This window comes from Patescibacteria group bacterium (assembly GCA_034659915.1).
In the GTDB taxonomy this organism is placed as follows: domain Bacteria; phylum Patescibacteriota; class WWE3; order JAUXAW01; family JAYEID01; genus JAYEID01.
The window spans coordinates 1-16,265 of the sequence record JAYEID010000011.1; the positions used below are offsets into that span (position 1 = coordinate 1).

The 16,265-nt window shown below is 40.1% G+C and carries 13 protein-coding genes and 2 pseudogenes; all 15 read right to left on the reverse strand.

Going from position 1 to position 16,265, the window contains the following annotated elements; translation table 11 throughout:
* A partial coding sequence (locus U9M98_01400; protein MEA2020353.1) for a hypothetical protein occupies window positions 1-799 on the reverse strand: 799 nt, incomplete at its 3' end.
* Window positions 800-851: 52 nt separating this feature from the next.
* A complete protein-coding gene (locus U9M98_01405) occupies window positions 852-1,319 on the reverse strand; it encodes a deaminase (GenBank protein MEA2020354.1) in 468 nt (155 codons plus the stop codon).
* Complete coding sequence (locus tag U9M98_01410) at window positions 1,306-1,797, reverse strand: HIT family protein (GenBank protein MEA2020355.1); 492 nt, start codon at window positions 1,795-1,797, stop codon at window positions 1,306-1,308. Before U9M98_01410 ends, U9M98_01405 begins: the two co-directional genes overlap by 14 nt.
* Window positions 1,787-2,935 (reverse strand): adenylyltransferase/cytidyltransferase family protein, encoded by a 1,149-nt coding sequence (locus tag U9M98_01415; GenBank protein ID MEA2020356.1) that lies wholly within the window; start codon window positions 2,933-2,935, stop codon window positions 1,787-1,789. Before U9M98_01415 ends, U9M98_01410 begins: the two co-directional genes overlap by 11 nt.
* 55 nt (window positions 2,936-2,990) lie before the next feature.
* Window positions 2,991-3,782 (reverse strand): phosphotransferase, encoded by a 792-nt coding sequence (locus U9M98_01420; GenBank protein ID MEA2020357.1) that lies wholly within the window; start codon window positions 3,780-3,782, stop codon window positions 2,991-2,993.
* Between the two features lie 106 nt (window positions 3,783-3,888).
* On the reverse strand, window positions 3,889-4,476 hold the full coding sequence (locus U9M98_01425; GenBank protein MEA2020358.1) for a thymidine kinase: 588 nt from the start codon (window positions 4,474-4,476) through the stop codon (window positions 3,889-3,891).
* Between the two features lie 13 nt (window positions 4,477-4,489).
* A complete protein-coding gene (locus U9M98_01430; protein ID MEA2020359.1) occupies window positions 4,490-5,227 on the reverse strand; it encodes an anaerobic ribonucleoside-triphosphate reductase activating protein in 738 nt (245 codons plus the stop codon).
* A gap of 28 nt (window positions 5,228-5,255) precedes the next feature.
* Window positions 5,256-6,548 (reverse strand): annotated as a pseudogene (locus U9M98_01435) (ribonucleoside triphosphate reductase).
* Window positions 6,549-7,514: 966 nt separating this feature from the next.
* A pseudogene (gene nrdD / locus U9M98_01440) lies at window positions 7,515-8,324 on the reverse strand (anaerobic ribonucleoside-triphosphate reductase).
* Window positions 8,325-8,964: 640 nt separating this feature from the next.
* Window positions 8,965-10,044, reverse strand: coding sequence for a cell division protein FtsZ (ftsZ, locus tag U9M98_01445; GenBank protein ID MEA2020360.1), 1,080 nt, complete (start codon window positions 10,042-10,044; stop codon window positions 8,965-8,967).
* A gap of 14 nt (window positions 10,045-10,058) precedes the next feature.
* Window positions 10,059-11,336, reverse strand: a complete 1,278-nt coding sequence (gene ftsA / locus U9M98_01450; GenBank protein MEA2020361.1) for a cell division protein FtsA — start codon at window positions 11,334-11,336, stop codon at window positions 10,059-10,061.
* A 202-nt stretch (window positions 11,337-11,538) separates the two neighbouring features.
* Window positions 11,539-12,348, reverse strand: coding sequence for a cell division protein FtsQ/DivIB (locus U9M98_01455; GenBank protein ID MEA2020362.1), 810 nt, complete (start codon window positions 12,346-12,348; stop codon window positions 11,539-11,541).
* Window positions 12,349-12,381: 33 nt separating this feature from the next.
* A complete protein-coding gene (locus U9M98_01460) occupies window positions 12,382-13,500 on the reverse strand; it encodes a UDP-N-acetylglucosamine--N-acetylmuramyl-(pentapeptide) pyrophosphoryl-undecaprenol N-acetylglucosamine transferase (protein ID MEA2020363.1) in 1,119 nt (372 codons plus the stop codon).
* 16 nt (window positions 13,501-13,516) lie between these two features.
* Window positions 13,517-14,710, reverse strand: coding sequence for a putative peptidoglycan glycosyltransferase FtsW (locus U9M98_01465; protein ID MEA2020364.1), 1,194 nt, complete (start codon window positions 14,708-14,710; stop codon window positions 13,517-13,519).
* A 77-nt stretch (window positions 14,711-14,787) separates the two neighbouring features.
* A complete protein-coding gene (locus U9M98_01470; GenBank protein MEA2020365.1) occupies window positions 14,788-15,876 on the reverse strand; it encodes a hypothetical protein in 1,089 nt (362 codons plus the stop codon).
* Between the last annotated feature and the right edge of the window lie 389 nt (window positions 15,877-16,265).

Consider the following 16,265-nt stretch of genomic DNA (forward strand, 5'->3'; position numbering starts at 1 on the left):
CTTTCATCACTTTAATCTGATTAACACCCTTGTATTTCTGCAACCGCCCACCGTAACTGTACGAATGCTCTCCCAAAACCGGGTTAAAAAAGTTTTTAATATAATTTTCAATATCTGCAAGTTCAAAATTAAAAAAAGGATATACTTTGGGGCTTCGGGAATCCTCCTTCTGAATAACAGCTGCCAAATTGTGAATGCTCTGAACCGCATATCCACCAATCCGCTCTCCTGGTATTCCAAATTTCAAAATATGCTTAAGTGCGAAAAGCCAAACTTCACCAATATAATTTCCTCGAATTTCAAACACAGAAGAGTCTGTTGGAAAATTACCACTTTGCGAATACTTTGGTTCGGGAAAAGTCTGGGGTTCCCTAATATAATCCTTTGAATCGCAACCAGAAATAACGTCTCTTACCACATCTGGATTTGTATCTCCAACCAAATCAATTACTTTAATATAATCCCGAAGATTACCCAAAGTAGAAGAAGGAATTTCCTCATCAATATAATCATCCCGTCCCTTACCGCTTTCAAAAAAATCAAGTATTAATTGATCTGAATCTGTAAGAGATTTTCCACAAACCACCAAATATTGAATAGAAGGTTTTGCTAAAAGGTTACGAACAATAAAGTTGAGCCCCCGTCCCGAGTAGAGTTGTCCAGCAACGCAAAAAGAATCTTTTTTCAAGCCTTGGGCTATACGCTCCTTAGGAGTCCACAAGGTACAAATAGCAACAGGTGCTTCCAAATTTCCAATATAAAGTCTGTCTTTAAAATAAATTGGCCAATGGGTAAACATAACAGTTGTTACTGCCCAAAACTATTTTGCCTTACATAATAATAATCTTTGCCTACAAGGTATCTTTCCAAACCACCGCTTCTTCTATTTGTACTACAGGTATCCCTGCTGCCTCAAAGAAGCGCATCCCATCGTTATCTGCGTAATCTGACATATAGAAAAGTTTACCAATCTGCGCTTGGACCAGGCTTTTGGAACAGATATAGCAAGGGAATGTTGTTAAATAAATATCAGTATTTCTTAGTGATATTCCCCTTGCCGCAGCTTTAGCAATCAGATTTGCCTCAGCGTGAATAGTACAAACCTTATCAATCTCCTCCCCTCCACTTAGTCCAAGTCTCTGCCTAATACACTCCTCCCCCTGGCAATACCTTTCCCCAGGCAATGTTTCATTAAAAGCAGTCAAAACAACCTTACTGTGACAAACTGCTAAACAACCAACCTTATAGAGACACTTTGACTTATCACAAAGCAAACAAGCCTCTCGCATAAATTTTATTTTATAATTATCGACACTCATCTAACTTTTCTCGAAGTTTGCGAGCAGTCTCTTGTGGGGATTCCCTAATTTTTCTATAACTCCAAGAAACCAGCCCTTCTTCGAACGGGATAAGATGGAAGTGTAAATGACCCAAACTCTTACCCCCATGTTCCCCTTCCCGTAAGACTAAATTATAACCATTAATACCCAAAGCCTGCTCAAGTAAAGAATCAGCTAACACTAGTAGTTTGGAAATTGATTCCCAATCACCGCTCTTCATCTGTAAATGCGATTCAATATGATTTTGGGGAATAATTAAGAGATGGCCTTCAATGTAAGGAAAAAGATTAACAGTTAATGCCCACCCCTGCTCTTTAGCGATAATGTATTTTGACTTCAGGTTACAAAAAGGGCACTTTTCCAAACTATCGCAAATACGGGAATACCAATCTTTAGCTAATCGGGCATTCTTTTGTAATTCTGGGGTATAATCCTCAAAATTTTTGTTATCTGTCATTGTTTATTTTTGTAGCATCTAAACATTGTTTGAATATTTCCTTTATTCTCAAACCTGCTGCCCGGTTTATCAATGCGTGTGAGGAAACGTATGGCGCTTGCCTAGAAACCAACTTCACCTCCCCTCCATAAGCAGTTACAGTTTTATACTCCCGACTATTCTTGTAACCATTATTCCACCCCTCCTCTACTGTTTGAAAAATATCCGGTTTTAAAAGCTCCAACGTTTTTTCCACTGTTGTTTGAGGAAAAATAGTTATATAATCAACAGCACGAAAAAAACGAAGCAGCTCTGCCCGGGAAGATTCTCCTACCACAGGACGGGAAGCCCCCTTCAATTTGCGAATTGCCTGATCCGACGGAATACCTACCACCAAAAGGTCACCCCAGCTTTTCGCTTTTTCAATAAAGCGGACATGGCCAACATGTACCAAATCATAAGAACCACTCACAAAAGAAATTGTTTTCCCCCGTGATTTTAATTTTTTTCTCAAGCTAGGAAGTTCCTCCCATCTCACAAATTCGCCCAAATAAGCATAACTTAACAAGTCGCGCGGATACTGCCTCCCCAACTCCAAGTAGGGTGGAGATTCACCATTTTGGCCAAAGGAGTCTGAACCAAAAAAACTTTTTAAATTTCGCCTAATGGTACTTTGAGCAATCTTCTCAACAATATCTGAACTTGAAATAAAGGGTTCTAATCGTTCGGCTTTCACTACGTTACCACCAAAATCTTTGATTAACTTTTGCTCATCCTTACTTCTTATTCCACAGTTCCAATCTTCCCCAATAGTATAAAAAACATCAGGTTGGAGCGCGGAAAGAGCAAAGAATAGTTCCCGCTCATTTACAGGAACCACAAAATCAACAGGACGCAGAGCACTTAAAGTTTCTGCTCTGCCTTCTTCATCAATTAAAGGGTGTCCTACACCCCTCAGCGCTCTTCTCGATTCATCGTCAGAAATCCCAACTACCAAAACATCTCCCCATGTCCTAGCCTCAGCAAGAAAATGGGTCTGACCAGAATGAATAAGGTCATAAGCCCCACAGGTAAAAACAATCCTTTTTCCCCGTTCCTGCAATTGTTTTCGCAGATTCCCCAATTTATTTTCACTAACAATTATTGCTCGATCAGCCATAAAACAGACAATACATATTTACTCTAGCACACTTAAAACACACAAGGAACAAAGGTTAAATTACTCGTTTGAAAAAATATTTGACAAGCCACTCTAACTTATCTCGGTCCTTTAGCTTGGTGGCACCCTGCCTATATCCCTCAAAAAATTTCTCTTTTATGTAGTCAAAAGAATCCTCTTTATTATCCTTTAAAATTATGGCTAAAGATTTGGAAATATCCAAAATAGGAGGTCCCCACATTGCTTCTTCAAAATCAAGCACTACAGATATATTTCCATGATCTTCAAAAAGTACGTTTCCACGAGCGAAATCCATATGCAACACAGTATTGTTACCAGCAAAATTTTCCGTTGCTACAACCTCAGGAACGCTACGCAAAATACCCTGATCCGGAAAGGTCCGTAAACAAGAATGCAAATTGGAAAGCATTTTGCCCATGGCAACCAAGTCATCTTTCCTATAAGGGAAAATTTTAAAACCACCAATATATTTATGAAGCGAAACAAGGCGTTCTGCACCCAAAATTTGTTTGGCTGCAAATAAATTTCCATCCTTTGTTGGAACCACTTCTGGAACAGAAAAACCTTGTGGCTTTAGAAAAATATAAATCCTTAAATTTCTTTTTACATTGTTCTCTGCATCTGGTACTAGCTTATAAATAGTAAGCACAAAATCCCCGCGACAACTTTTAACTAGGAAAACAGCATTGCGGATACCACCATAAAGGCGTTGGTGAGAAATACTAGCAAAATCAGAGGTAACCCAATAAGCGCTGAGCGCATTTTCAAAATCAGCTTCTGATATTTTTTCAGCAATTTCACTTGGTGTTTCTGGAATGTTTTTCATTAGAATAAAGAAATAATAAAAACTAGCTTATAATTTGTAAAGTAGATAAAAAATAAAGGCCGATCCAGCACCGGGATCGGCCTTACAGATGCTACTACAAGACCTCTCACGTTTTACATACCTGGTGGCAACTCCGACAACGCGCCTCGTAGCCTTCTTTTTGCCCACCAACTAAAATTATGGGATCATCGTAAGCTGCTGGCTTGCCATCAATTATTCGCTGTGTCCGGGTTGCAGATTCACCACATTTAACACAAATTGCGTGCAATTTAGTAACTTCCTCCGCACGCGCTAATAGTTCAGGCATAGCGCCAAAAGGCTCACCGCGAAAATCCAGATCCAAGCCAGCAACAACAACTCGCACCCCACGATCAGCTAACTCCTCACAAAGAGAAATCAGCGCAGCCTCGTTGTCAAAGAACTGAACCTCATCAATAGCAACCACACTTGCCTGCTCATCAATAAATTCCTTCAATTCACGAACGCTACAGACCGCTGTCGCTTGCCACTGTAAGCCATTATGAGAAGCAACTTCGTTCTCCGAATAGCGGCTGTCAATGTGAGGCTTAAAAACCTGCACAGTCTCTTTGGCAATTTCTGCTCGACGCACGCGACGTATCAGCTCCTCTGTTTTTCCACAAAACATACAACCGCAAATAACTTCTATCCAGCCACTATTAGGTTTGCTATACATTATCTCCCTCCTCTTAGGAAACTCCTCTCAATTTCGTATTTGGAAGCAACTTCTTAGCTGCAGCTAAGAACTTTTGCATCTCACTCTTCCCAAATGGTTCTATCTCATTGAAAGAACTGTCCAAACAGTTGTGGGGCTCAAAAGGTTGCAAAACCCAATTTACAGTATTCAAAGAACCCAAACTCTCTGCAATTGTTCCCAGCTGCCGAGCAAGTTTCAAAATACTTTCTTGGTCATGAATGGTGGGAACAACTGTAGTTCGAAACTCAAATTCAATGTTGGAGTTAAGTAAAAGATTAATGCTTTTCTTTACCATTGGTAAAAATTTGCAATCCTCCAACCCACACGCCTTGGAATAATATTTATCTTCTAAAACATTCTTTACATCTAGAGAAACGTACTGAAGCAAATTCTCATCTAAAAGAGTTTGCAAAATGTTAGGACGAGAACCGTTAGTATCTATTTTTACCTCAAATCCCAAATCCTTTACTTTTTTTGAAAACCCTAATAAGTCACTTTGTAATGTGGGTTCGCCCCCACAAATAACTACTCCATCCAAGACATTTTCCCTACTCTTTAAGAATTTAAAAAAGTCTTTCTCTGATATACCCGGAGTATCAACAGAACCCAAAGCCATGTCCCGGTTATAGCAAAAAGGACAACGAAAATTGCAACCGGGCGTAAACACAGTACAAGCTAGTCTATTTGGAAAATCAAGAAGGGTTGTTTTTTGTAAGCCACAGATATGCATCAAAGCCAAGTTTCAGCAAGGGCAGTTGTCAAACATCGAATTCTCTTCGATCCGAATACTCTGCCTGTTTACCATCGTTCCACTGATTAACGGGACGAAGGTAACCCACAACACGAGAGTAAACTTCACACGCCTTTTCGCATTCAGGACAGAAAATATGCTCCCCCCTCAAGTAACCGTGCTCAGGACAAATGCTAAAAGTTGGAGTAAGTGTATAATAAGGGAGTTTGTAATTTTGGGCAATTCTCTGAACTAATTTCTTTGTTGCTTCTACCGATGGCATTCTTTCCCCCAAAAAAGTATGAAACACAGTACCACCTGTGTAACTTGTTTGAAACGGATCCTGTATTTCTAAAGCTTCAAAAACATCACCATTAAAACCCACAGGAAGTTGGGTAGAATTGGTATAGTACGGAGCTGCATCATTATTCTTGTAATCTTCCTCATTAGCAACAATTATATCTTTATACATTTCTTTATCTTTCCTAGCCAAACGATAACAAGTGCTCTCTGCAGGTGTTGCTTCCAAATTGTACATTTGGTCGTCTTTGGCTTGAAATTCAACCAAGCGATTCTGCATAAAGCGCAAAACTTCCAACAGCAATTCCCGAGCTTCTTCCCTGCGAAAACCCTTACCAAGGAAATTCAATAACATTTCATTACCGCCAATAATACCAATAGTATTAAAGTGGTTTCGCCAATACTCACCGTAGCGCTCCTTGACAGTATCTAAATAATACCTAGAATACGGATAAAGACCTTTTTCCGTAAACTCTTCTACTACCCGCCGCTTTGCTTTTAGGCTTTCCCTCCCAATTTGCATTAGATCCTCCAATTGCTCAAAAATCTCTTCTTTATTTTTTGCTAAATAACCAATACGTGAAAGATTAATGGTAAACACACCAATAGAACCTGTTAGTGGATTAGCACCAAACAAACCGCCCCCGCGCTTACGCAACTCACGATTGTCTAAGCGCAGCCGGCAACACATGCTCCGCGCATCTTCAGGATTCATATCTGAATTAATAAAATTAGAAAAATAGGGAATTCCGTATTTTGCAGTCATGCTCCATACTGCATCCAAAGTAGGATTATCCCAATCAAAATCCTCTGTTATATTGTAAGTGGGGATAGGAAAAGTAAAAACTCGTCCTTTCGCATCACCCTCCATCATTACTTCAGCAAACGCCTTGTTAAACATATTCATTTCTTCCTGATAATCTCCATAAGTATCATCTTGCGGCTTACCACCAATTATTACCGCCTCCTCCTTCATATAAGTAGGAACCTTAAGATCCATAGTCACATTGGTAAAAGGAGTATTCCCTGTAATAAATACCTTACCTTTTCTGCGGGCAATAATAGTTTCATTCTTGGTATGCGGACACCAAATAACCCCCTCGTATTCAACTTCTTCAATATCGCTTATATAAGTCTCTTGGTGCCGGATAAGCCGCAGAACATACACATCCTTATTACCAATATCTGTGTCGCCCCTATTCAGCACAGTAAAGCCATAACCAGCATTAACAGCTACAGCCTGCAGGCCATCTAAAAGATCTATATTAGTAGTTGCAATTTTACAATCTTCAAAACCATCTGCTTTAAGATAGGTATCTAAAAAAAGGCGCGCCTGCCGCTTACTAAAGCTTAATAAATTTTGAGGAATAAAATGAACATCCTCTTTGGTTCCGAACCATTTATGAATTTCCCTAGAGCTTTCGGCATTCAAACGGAAGCGCTCCACCTCATCTCCTAAACTAGCTGTAGAATAAGTTGAGTATTCAAAATCAAAATGATCGAGAAGTTCTTTTATCTCCCAATAATTATCTGGATTATTAATTTTAGACTGATATACACTTACCCTGTAAGAACAGCGGTGGGCACCAGGCCGTTCAATAGTCCCATCTGCAACAATCCAGGCCATAAGTTTGATTTGTTCATCGCTGATATCCGCATCGGGGAAATTATTCTCACCAGCAACTGGAACAATAGCAGGGGATTTCAATTTTTTAACATCTTCGATAGGCTCCAACACCATCTGATCACTATTAAATTTTCTCCTAACTACTCGATGGCCTGGAGAAATCAATTGGTCCTGAATCCTGTTCTGCAATCGATACATTTTCCCTTGGTACTTCTTCTTAAAAATCTCATCAACCTCCTGATGCTCAATTGCCCCTGTTTCCAAATTGTAAGTTTTGATAATACTGCCTTCCGCCACTTCGCTATAGCCCTTCCATCCGTCCGCAGTTAGAATCTCTGTATCTTCAGAAACACACTGAAACCCGACCCGCGTAGGAACATTCATATTGTAAATAAACTCCTGCATTGCTTGCTTTACCTCTTTGTAGGAAAGATTATCGTAACGAATAAAGGGTGACATAAGTGTATCCAAATTAGAAACAGCTTGTGCACCAGCACCCTCGCCCTGTAAAGTATAAAGAAAATTAACAAGCTGCCCCAAAGCCACCCGAAAATGCTTAGGCGGGCGCGACTCAATTTTACCGCGCACACCACCAAAACCGCGAATCAAAAAATCCTTCAAATCCCAACCGCAACAATAAGGAGCCAAAAGATAAAGATCATGAATATGGGCTTCGCCCCGCGTATGGGCGTCTCTCGCTTTCTTAGAGTAAATAGTATTCAACCAATAACGGGCAGACATAGCGGAAGAAACATGAATATTTAAACCTTGCAAAGAAAACGCCATATTAGCGTTTTCTTTGACTTTCCAATCAGATCGATCTAAATAAGAACCAATTAATTCATTAACATCAACTAAAGTACGGATATCGCGGATCCTATTGTGGAGATCACGATAGAGGATATATGCCTTGGCAGTTTTTGCATGACCATATTCAATTAAAACTTCTTCAACAATATCTTGAATTTCCTCAACTGTAGGAATACCTTGGGGACCAAACTCCTCTGCTAATTGTTCAACCACCCGGTCGCAAAGATACTTGGCACGGTCTTTGTCTTCGCCACCAATTGCCTGCGCCGCCTTCCAGATAGCAGTTGTAATTTTCTCTGGCTGAAATGAAACCAAGCGGCCGTCTCTTTTTTCAACTTGTTTTGGAGATTGGACAGGCATTAGTTTATGAAATACTATCAGACATAGAGCCCAACCCTATCTTTTAACTGTCTAAAAAACAAAATTGGAACTAATTAACTACTAAAACAGAAAAAAACGTCTATCTAAAGACGCACTTTTAATCATATACTATTCAAAACATCTCGTAAACCACTTTCCATTAATAGCTGTCAATACAGCAAAAGTATAAAAGTTCGAATCTTGTATCCCACAAAATTTACAAATGCAACTCTTCCCAGATACAGTTTCCAGCATAAGCAGAATCAAAAATAAAAAATTTGCCTAAACTATTAAGTTTCTACTGTAATCTATAAAACTATAAGGCTGCGATTTGGGATAGCCTAAAAAAATTATATTTTTTTCTTGGATAAGCAAAAGACCCGGGGGCAGCGGGGATAATTCAAAAATCAAACAAGCACTAAAAAACTTAAACCTAACCTAATCTATCTTTGTATTTCGATGCTCACGTAATTTTACCCTCCTTCGCAGAAAGCCACCCCAACTTGTCGTGGATGGTAAGTGTGTAAGGACAGGGTAACAACCCGTAGCCTTGGCGAAGGGTTGTAAAGCTTCGTAGGATTCCGCCCTACGAAGCGTAATGGTGCCACAGACTTGTCCGTGGAGCTCCACAACTGGTTTCCTACTTTTTCCTAAGAAAAGCTGGGATCTCGTACTCGTCCTCTTCTCCTCGATCCTCTGCACCAATTTTTGGTTTTTCCTCTTCCTCAAACTTATCTTCTGAAAAGGTATCAAAAGTTTCTCTTACACCATTTTCAAATCCGGTTGCAATTACCGTAACTTTAATCTGATCTGTCATTTGGTCATCAATGGTGGCACCAAAAATAATTTCAGCATCCGGATGTGCCTCACCCGAAATTATCCTTGCTGCCTCATCTACTTCGTGCATACTAAGATCTTTACCGCCAACAATATTGAAAAGGATCCCCCTTGCACCTTCAATAGAAGCCTCCAGCAAAGGCGAGGTAGTAGCATTGTTTGCTGCTACCTTTGCCCTATCCTCTCCACTTGCGCGCCCTATCCCCATCAGAGCTGAACCAGCTTCGGTCATAATAGTCCTCACATCAGCAAAGTCCACATTAATAAGCCCAGGAACAACAATTAGATCGGAGATCCCCTGCACTCCCTGACCCAAAACACTGTCCGCAATCTTAAACGCTTCCAAAATACTCATTTTCCTTTCCACTACGTCCAAGAGCTTCTGGTTAGGAATAGTAATTAAAGCATCAACCTTGCTGCGTAGCTTCACAACACCTTCCTCAGCTTGAGTCATTCTCTTTTCACCCTCAAAAGCAAAGGGTTTAGTTACTACCCCCACTGTTAAAGCTCCAACATCTTTTGCTACTCTAGCAATAACTGGACCGCCACCCGTTCCCGTCCCCCCACCCATACCCGCAGTAATAAATACCATATCAGAACCTTTTAAGTGTTCCTTTATCTCCTCTTCGCTTTCTTCTGCAGCTTGCCGACCAATTTCCGGATTTGCACCAGAACCCAACCCACCAGTAAGCTTTTGCCCAATTTGAATTTTTACCGGAGCTTTGTTTACCTCCAGAGCTTGAGCATCTGTATTAACTGCAACAAACTCTACACCTTGTATATCTTGCAAATTAACCATAGAGTTCAGTGCATTACCACCCCCACCACCAACACCCAAAACTTTTATTTTTGCTGCTTGTGCAATCTTAGGTTTTATTTGCATAAAAATAAATTAGTCTAAGGTAGAAATCCTTTTATCCAGGATATCACTCGTTGAATAATACCACCAATACTCTCCCCTGGAGCAAACCCAGCCATAAAACCACCACTTTGAGCAAAATAAGCACCATAAAGAACCAAACCCACAGCGGAAGCATACTCCGGAGACCCGATTTCATCAATAAGTCCTGAAACACCGCGCGGCTCGCCCAAGCGAACTGGGTAGCCCAAAACGCGCTTTGCCGCCTTTAGCGCACCCGAGGTTTGTGCTGCGCCCCCAGTAACAACCAACCCAGCAGGAAGTTTGTCTTCCAACTCGCTACTCTTTATTTCTTTCCCCACCATCTTAAAAATCTCTTGCAAGCGCGCTTCAATAATATTCCTAGCCATTTTTTTGGAAATTGTTTTTTGCTCCAGTCCTAAATCTGAGATATCTAATTCGTCATCCTCTTCAGCATCCTTTTCCGAACTATCAGCAGCAAATAAATCTTCAACAGAAAGCCGACGCTTTATTTCTTCTGCATCTTCCAAACCCACCCGCAGACCAACTGCCAAATCATTAGTTATATTTCTGCCCCCAATAGGCAAAACTTTAGCAAAAACAGGACTACCCCCGGAAAAAACAATAACACTCGTAGTCCCACCTCCAACATCAATTAGAATTGTTCCCAACTCCTTCTCAGTATCAGTAAGAACAGATTCCGCAGATGCAACACCTTCAAATACAAGATCAGAAACCCCTACTCCCACTTGTTGCACACACTTGACCAGATTACGCATTACAGTAGTAGCACCAGAAATAATATTTGTTTCTACTTCTAAACGGACGCCGCTCATACCCACCGGGTCACGAATTTCTCCTTGATTATCAACAATGAAATCGCAAGGTATTACATGAATTATTTCTCGCGAAGAAGGAATTGAAATTGCTTGCGCTGCTTCAGTAACCCGAGCAACATCTCCCTCCGTAATCTCACCTTCTTGATTAGCTACTGCTACTACTCCGTGAGAGTTAAGAGAGGAAATATGCTTACCATCAACTGATATATACGCTGAAGAAACTGCATAGCCTGCCATTCGCTCCGCACCCTCCAAAGACTGGGCAATAGATTCAACAGCTTCATCTATATCTACTACCACACCCTTTCTTATCCCATTAGAAGGGACAGTAGAAACACCAATAATAGAAACTTTTGGGCTACGTTCTATACTAGAATCAGAAGAAACTGAAGCAATAATAGTACAAACTTTAGAAGAACCTATATCTATTCCGGTAACAATTCTTTCTCTGGGCATTTGTTTATAAGTTAGGGAGCACCAACAGCTTCCAGGAGAACAATAAAGTAAAGGCAAACTAACTACTCCATAAGTAAGCTGTACTCAATTTAACAGGATAAAAATCTAAGGTCAACCACCAAATAAACCATAACAAATCAAAGAGAACAAAACCGAGCTAACATAAAGGCATTTAAAAATTCAAAATTTACAACCTGCTTAGTTACTCTTTGTATTCTACCACAGGGTTCTTAAACCTCAAATCAATTTTGGATACAGGCTCTCCCTCTGAACGAAATTGCGAAACCATAGTAACCATCCTGGTAATAGCACTGTTCTCTAAAGGCAGTAAAACTTGAGGACCATCCATAAATTCCACAACCACATTGCCAGCAGCTCGCACTGAGTCCACTTCTAACCCAGCTTCGGAACAAGAAGATAGAACGGCAAGCACAAACTGAATAGCACGCCCCTGAACCTTGTCACCAATAGCCAAACTTTTAGATGGATAGCTAATTACAAGAAGATCAGAATCACTAACTGGAGCAAAAACCACGCCTTCCTCATCCACCAAAAACTCCTTTTGCTTACTATCCAACAAAACTGCTCTACCAACTCGCTTAGTAACCAAAACCTCAAATTGATTGGGCCAGTTCTTTTTGAGGCTAAAATCTTTAATAGCAGGCTCTTCAGAAAGGAAAAAAAATTTGTTGGCAGAAACAAAAAGCAAATTTTTGCCCAGAAACCTTTTTCTTACCTCTTGCGTAAGAACCTCAGCATCCAGTTCTTGCCCTCCTGCCGTTACTATAACCTCAATATTTTGAACACTAAAAAAGTTGGACCAAAAAATTATGTATAACAGAAGGGAAAACCCAACAATTCCAAAGAAGATAAGAAAAAATCTGCTTCCAAAAAATCGTTTAAACAACCGACGTTTCTTTTGAAAATTTTTTTTATACCTAGGTCTTCTTGATTTGGAGCTTGGTCCAAAGTAGCGTGATTTATAACAAGCTTTTCCGGTTGTAATACCCATTGCTAATCAATTCTAACACAGCCACCAGTCTAACTAGCCCAAGTATTCTCGAAGTTCATCAACAATTTTTTGTGCAGCATCTAGTCTTACCAATTTACGGGAATTATCTCGGATTTCCTTCAACCTAGCTTCATCCAAAGAAGCTTGTTTGAGGCAAAGCTGGAGTAAACGCTCCTTATTTAATTTATCTTGGGGCAAAACCCTAGCTAACCCCACTTGTTCTAAAAGGCGCGCATTCTTTTCCTGTTCATTATGCGATGCCCATGGAATTGGTACCAAAACTGCAGGTTTGCCCAGCGCAGCTAACTCATATGTTGTGTGAGCACCTGCACGCCCCACCACCACCATAGCTTTTTTATAGATTTCCGCAACTTCCTTTTCACTATAGTAATCCGAAACCATATATCGCCCTTCTAAACCCGGAGGCAATTTTTCAGCGCGTTTTTTAAATTCTGCAAAATCAAGAAACCCAGTCTGGTGATAAATAAAAAACTGACTTAAAAGGTCCTCCAAACAATTTGCCACTGTTTGATTAATTACTTGAGATCCTTGCTTGCCACCTGTAATATACAAAACCGGATCCTCTCTCGGAGAACTTTTCCAGGCAGAGCTCTGCGCCAAAGCAACAATTTCCTCCCGCAAGGGTAAGCCAGTAAAAGTAACCTTTTTGCGGGGGAAAAACTTCCCCGATTGCGGCCAGGAGATAAAGATTTTTTCTGCAAACCGAGCAGCAAATTTATTTGCCCAACCCGCTACTACTGTCTGCTCATGAGTTACCGAAGGTATACCCAAAACCCAACCAGCAAAAACTACTGGGGCAGCTAAATAACCACCAAAAGAAAAAATAAGACTCGGGCGCAAGCGAAGAAGAATACACAAAGCTTGAACAAAACCATAAGGCACCTTTAACCACTCCCACAAATTAACTGTTTTATAAAGTTTCCCTGCATGTAGATTATAAAACGGTATTCCGCGCCCCCGAATCTCACAATACTCAGCACTTCTAATTTCTTCCTGATGCATAGAATAACGATGCCCAATAAAATAAATTTGAACTTTATCTGCTAAACCTTGGCTTTTTTTAAGCTCATCAATTACAGCAACTGCTGAAGTGTGATGTCCACCTGTAAATACTACTTTCTTTTTCTTCATAAGCTCCTTATTATTATTATTTCATATCCGTTGATGCTCGAAGCAAAACTCCCACACCAGCCATTAAAAATATCATTGAAGACCCACCATAAGAAACCAGCGGCAAGGTAATACCTGTCAAAGGAATAAGCCCAGTCATAGCTCCTAAATTAACAAGAACCTGAACACCAATCCAACCTGTGACCCCACCAGCCACCAGTTTATAAAATAAGTTTTTAGTTTCCCTCACCACATAAAAAGCACGCCAAAGAAAAAGCGCAAAAGCTAAAATAACAATTGATGTCCCCACAAAACCTAACTCCTCTCCAATAATTGCAAAAATCGAATCTGCTGCCGCCTCTGGCAAATAACCATATTTCTGTCTTGATTCACCCAAACCAACGCCAAACACTCCCCCCGAACCAAGCGCAATTAACACTTGGCGTAGATGATAACCAGCAGAAAGAGGATCTGCCTTGTGAGGATCCAAAAAAGTAAGCAATCGTTGTCGCCGGTAAGGAGAAATAAAAATAAAAATCACACCAACAAATGCAACTGCTAACCCACTAAGAAGTAGCAAAAGTAACGGAGCGCCAGCAACAAAATAGACCCAAAGCCCAATAACGGCAATCATTGCTGTTGTGGCAAAATCAGGTTGTAAAAGGACTAAAAAGCAAACTAACCCAAGGAGAGCCAATACCGTGAGTAATCCCGGTAATTCGGTACTTTCTGTTAGTAAAGAGCTTCTTCTCCGACGAGGAGAAGACAGACTGGAAAACCAATTTGCATAGTAAAGAATAAGAGACAGCTTTGCCAGCTCTGCTGGCTGGAAGCTAATTCTTGATAGAAGGGGAACTGGAGGAATAACATCCGGAGGGTTTAGGATTACCCAACGACGAGCACCATTAACTTCTGGAGCAAATTTATCATAGAGAGGAAAACTAAAAAGCTTAGGAATAGCTAAAAAAACAAGAGAAACCATTGAAAAACCAAAAATAAAAATAGAGATTTTCCGTAAAGTTTTCTCACTAGAAAAAAAAGAAAGCAGAGCTGCTATAACACCCAACACTACCCAAAACAACTGACGAAGAAGGAAGTGGTACCTTCCCCCAAACACATCGTGAGCATAAACAACTGAAGCGTCGTAAACCATTAGCACGCCAAAGATAAGTAATCCCACAATAATAGTAAATAAAATTGGATCAACTTTTTTTAGGGATAACCGAGTCATAAAAAATTAACACCCCTCCCCTACCTAGTATAAGTTAGCTAAGCAAGAACAGCGAGGGCTAAACAGTTTTTTCTAAATTAAAGCAAAGCAAATAGGGTGCCAAACACTGCTGCAACTGCCGCAAACAACCAAAACCGCATGGTCACTTTTGTTTCCGGCCAACCTAAAGCTTCAAAATGATGATGAATCGGCGCAATTTTAAACACTCTCTTTCCTCTTAACTTAACTGACCACACCTGAACAAAACTGGAAAAAACCTCTAAAGTAAAAACACCGCCAATAACTGGAATAGCCAGCTCTCTTCCCAATAAAACCCCAACCAGAGCGTAAACCATACCTAAAGGTAGGGTACCAATATCACTCATCTCAACTCGAGCCGGAAAAATATTAAAATACAGAAAAGCCATCTCTGAGCCAACTACAGTTGCGCAAAAAAGAGCTAAATCTAATTTCCCAAAATAACATGCTAAAACGCCCAATGCCAAGAAAGCAATAATATGAGTACCACCCGACAGCCCATCCAAACCATCTGTTATGGAAAATGCATTTGCATAGGACACCAGCAAAAAAGTAACTAAGATTGGGTAAAAAATACCAACACTAAGCCTTCCCAACAGTGGAAGCCAAACTGAATTTAAACCCAATTGAAAATACACAAAAAAGCCAACAAAAAGTCCTAACATTGTTTGAAGCAAAAACTTTTCGTGGGCTTTAAAACCACCCTGATAACTACCCATTGCTCGAAAAACTTCTTTAAACGCTTGCCAAGGTAATAAAACAATTTTGTAAAGACCCCAAGTTACATCGGAAAAAGATACAAAAGGGGTTATACCCTTACGCACAGCACGAGAAACCTTATCATGACCAAAAATATTAAAAAAATCGTCAATAGCACCCAAAACTGCCCCAAGTAAAAGAGTAAGAAGAACAATGCCAACTTGCGAGGAAAAATTAAATACTAAATTTAAAACTAAAACAGTAACAACAACTAATGCCCCACCCATTACTGGGGTTCCTGTCTTTTGGGCGTGGTTCTCAACCTTTTTATCCAGTTCAATCTTTGATCTGCGGCGAATATCACACTTATAAAGAATATTAATTAACAACGGCGCCCACAAAAACGCCAAAATAAAAGAGATACAAATAAAAAGAAGAAATGTAATCATAATTAGATCTACTAAAAACCCAAGAAAAAACCAACTAAGCGCCCACTAATTGCCTCTAAACCAGAGTATAACATAAGAAAAGGTTCCTATTATCATCACTCCTCTCTTGTGTTTGAAACGCACCCAACCTTTCCTCATCACAAAAAAACCTGCTAGGAAAACGGATCTCTATAGAACTAGCTTTAAAAATCCAATTCCTAGCAGGCGTTAGCAAAACAGGTCAAATGTTTTCATCCAAATTTTCTTCAAGGATAGGCGCCAGAATCCCACCTAGGCACGCAACTATAGTAAGAAAAACCAAAATCCCAACAAGAATACCCTGAAAAACTTCAACTAGCATCTATGCCTCCTTTTTCCTTTTTCCTTTTTCCTTTTTCCTTTTTCCTTTC

Excerpts from the sequence above, each read along its gene's own strand:
- ftsA (MEA2020361.1), bottom strand. The coding sequence starts at position 11,336 with ATGCCCAGAGAAAGAATTGTTACCGGAATAGATATAGGTTCTTCTAAA.
- U9M98_01465 (MEA2020364.1), bottom strand. The coding sequence starts at position 14,710 with ATGACTCGGTTATCCCTAAAAAAAGTTGATCCAATTTTATTTACTATT.
- ftsZ (MEA2020360.1), bottom strand. The coding sequence starts at position 10,044 with ATGCAAATAAAACCTAAGATTGCACAAGCAGCAAAAATAAAAGTTTTG.
- U9M98_01455 (MEA2020362.1), bottom strand. The coding sequence starts at position 12,348 with ATGGGTATTACAACCGGAAAAGCTTGTTATAAATCACGCTACTTTGGA.
- U9M98_01430 (MEA2020359.1), bottom strand. The coding sequence starts at position 5,227 with ATGCATATCTGTGGCTTACAAAAAACAACCCTTCTTGATTTTCCAAAT.
- U9M98_01460 (MEA2020363.1), bottom strand. The coding sequence starts at position 13,500 with ATGAAGAAAAAGAAAGTAGTATTTACAGGTGGACATCACACTTCAGCA.
- U9M98_01410 (MEA2020355.1), bottom strand. The coding sequence starts at position 1,797 with ATGACAGATAACAAAAATTTTGAGGATTATACCCCAGAATTACAAAAG.
- U9M98_01425 (MEA2020358.1), bottom strand. The coding sequence starts at position 4,476 with ATGTATAGCAAACCTAATAGTGGCTGGATAGAAGTTATTTGCGGTTGT.
- U9M98_01470 (MEA2020365.1), bottom strand. The coding sequence starts at position 15,876 with ATGATTACATTTCTTCTTTTTATTTGTATCTCTTTTATTTTGGCGTTT.
- U9M98_01415 (MEA2020356.1), bottom strand. The coding sequence starts at position 2,935 with ATGGCTGATCGAGCAATAATTGTTAGTGAAAATAAATTGGGGAATCTG.
- U9M98_01405 (MEA2020354.1), bottom strand. The coding sequence starts at position 1,319 with ATGAGTGTCGATAATTATAAAATAAAATTTATGCGAGAGGCTTGTTTG.
- U9M98_01420 (MEA2020357.1), bottom strand. The coding sequence starts at position 3,782 with ATGAAAAACATTCCAGAAACACCAAGTGAAATTGCTGAAAAAATATCA.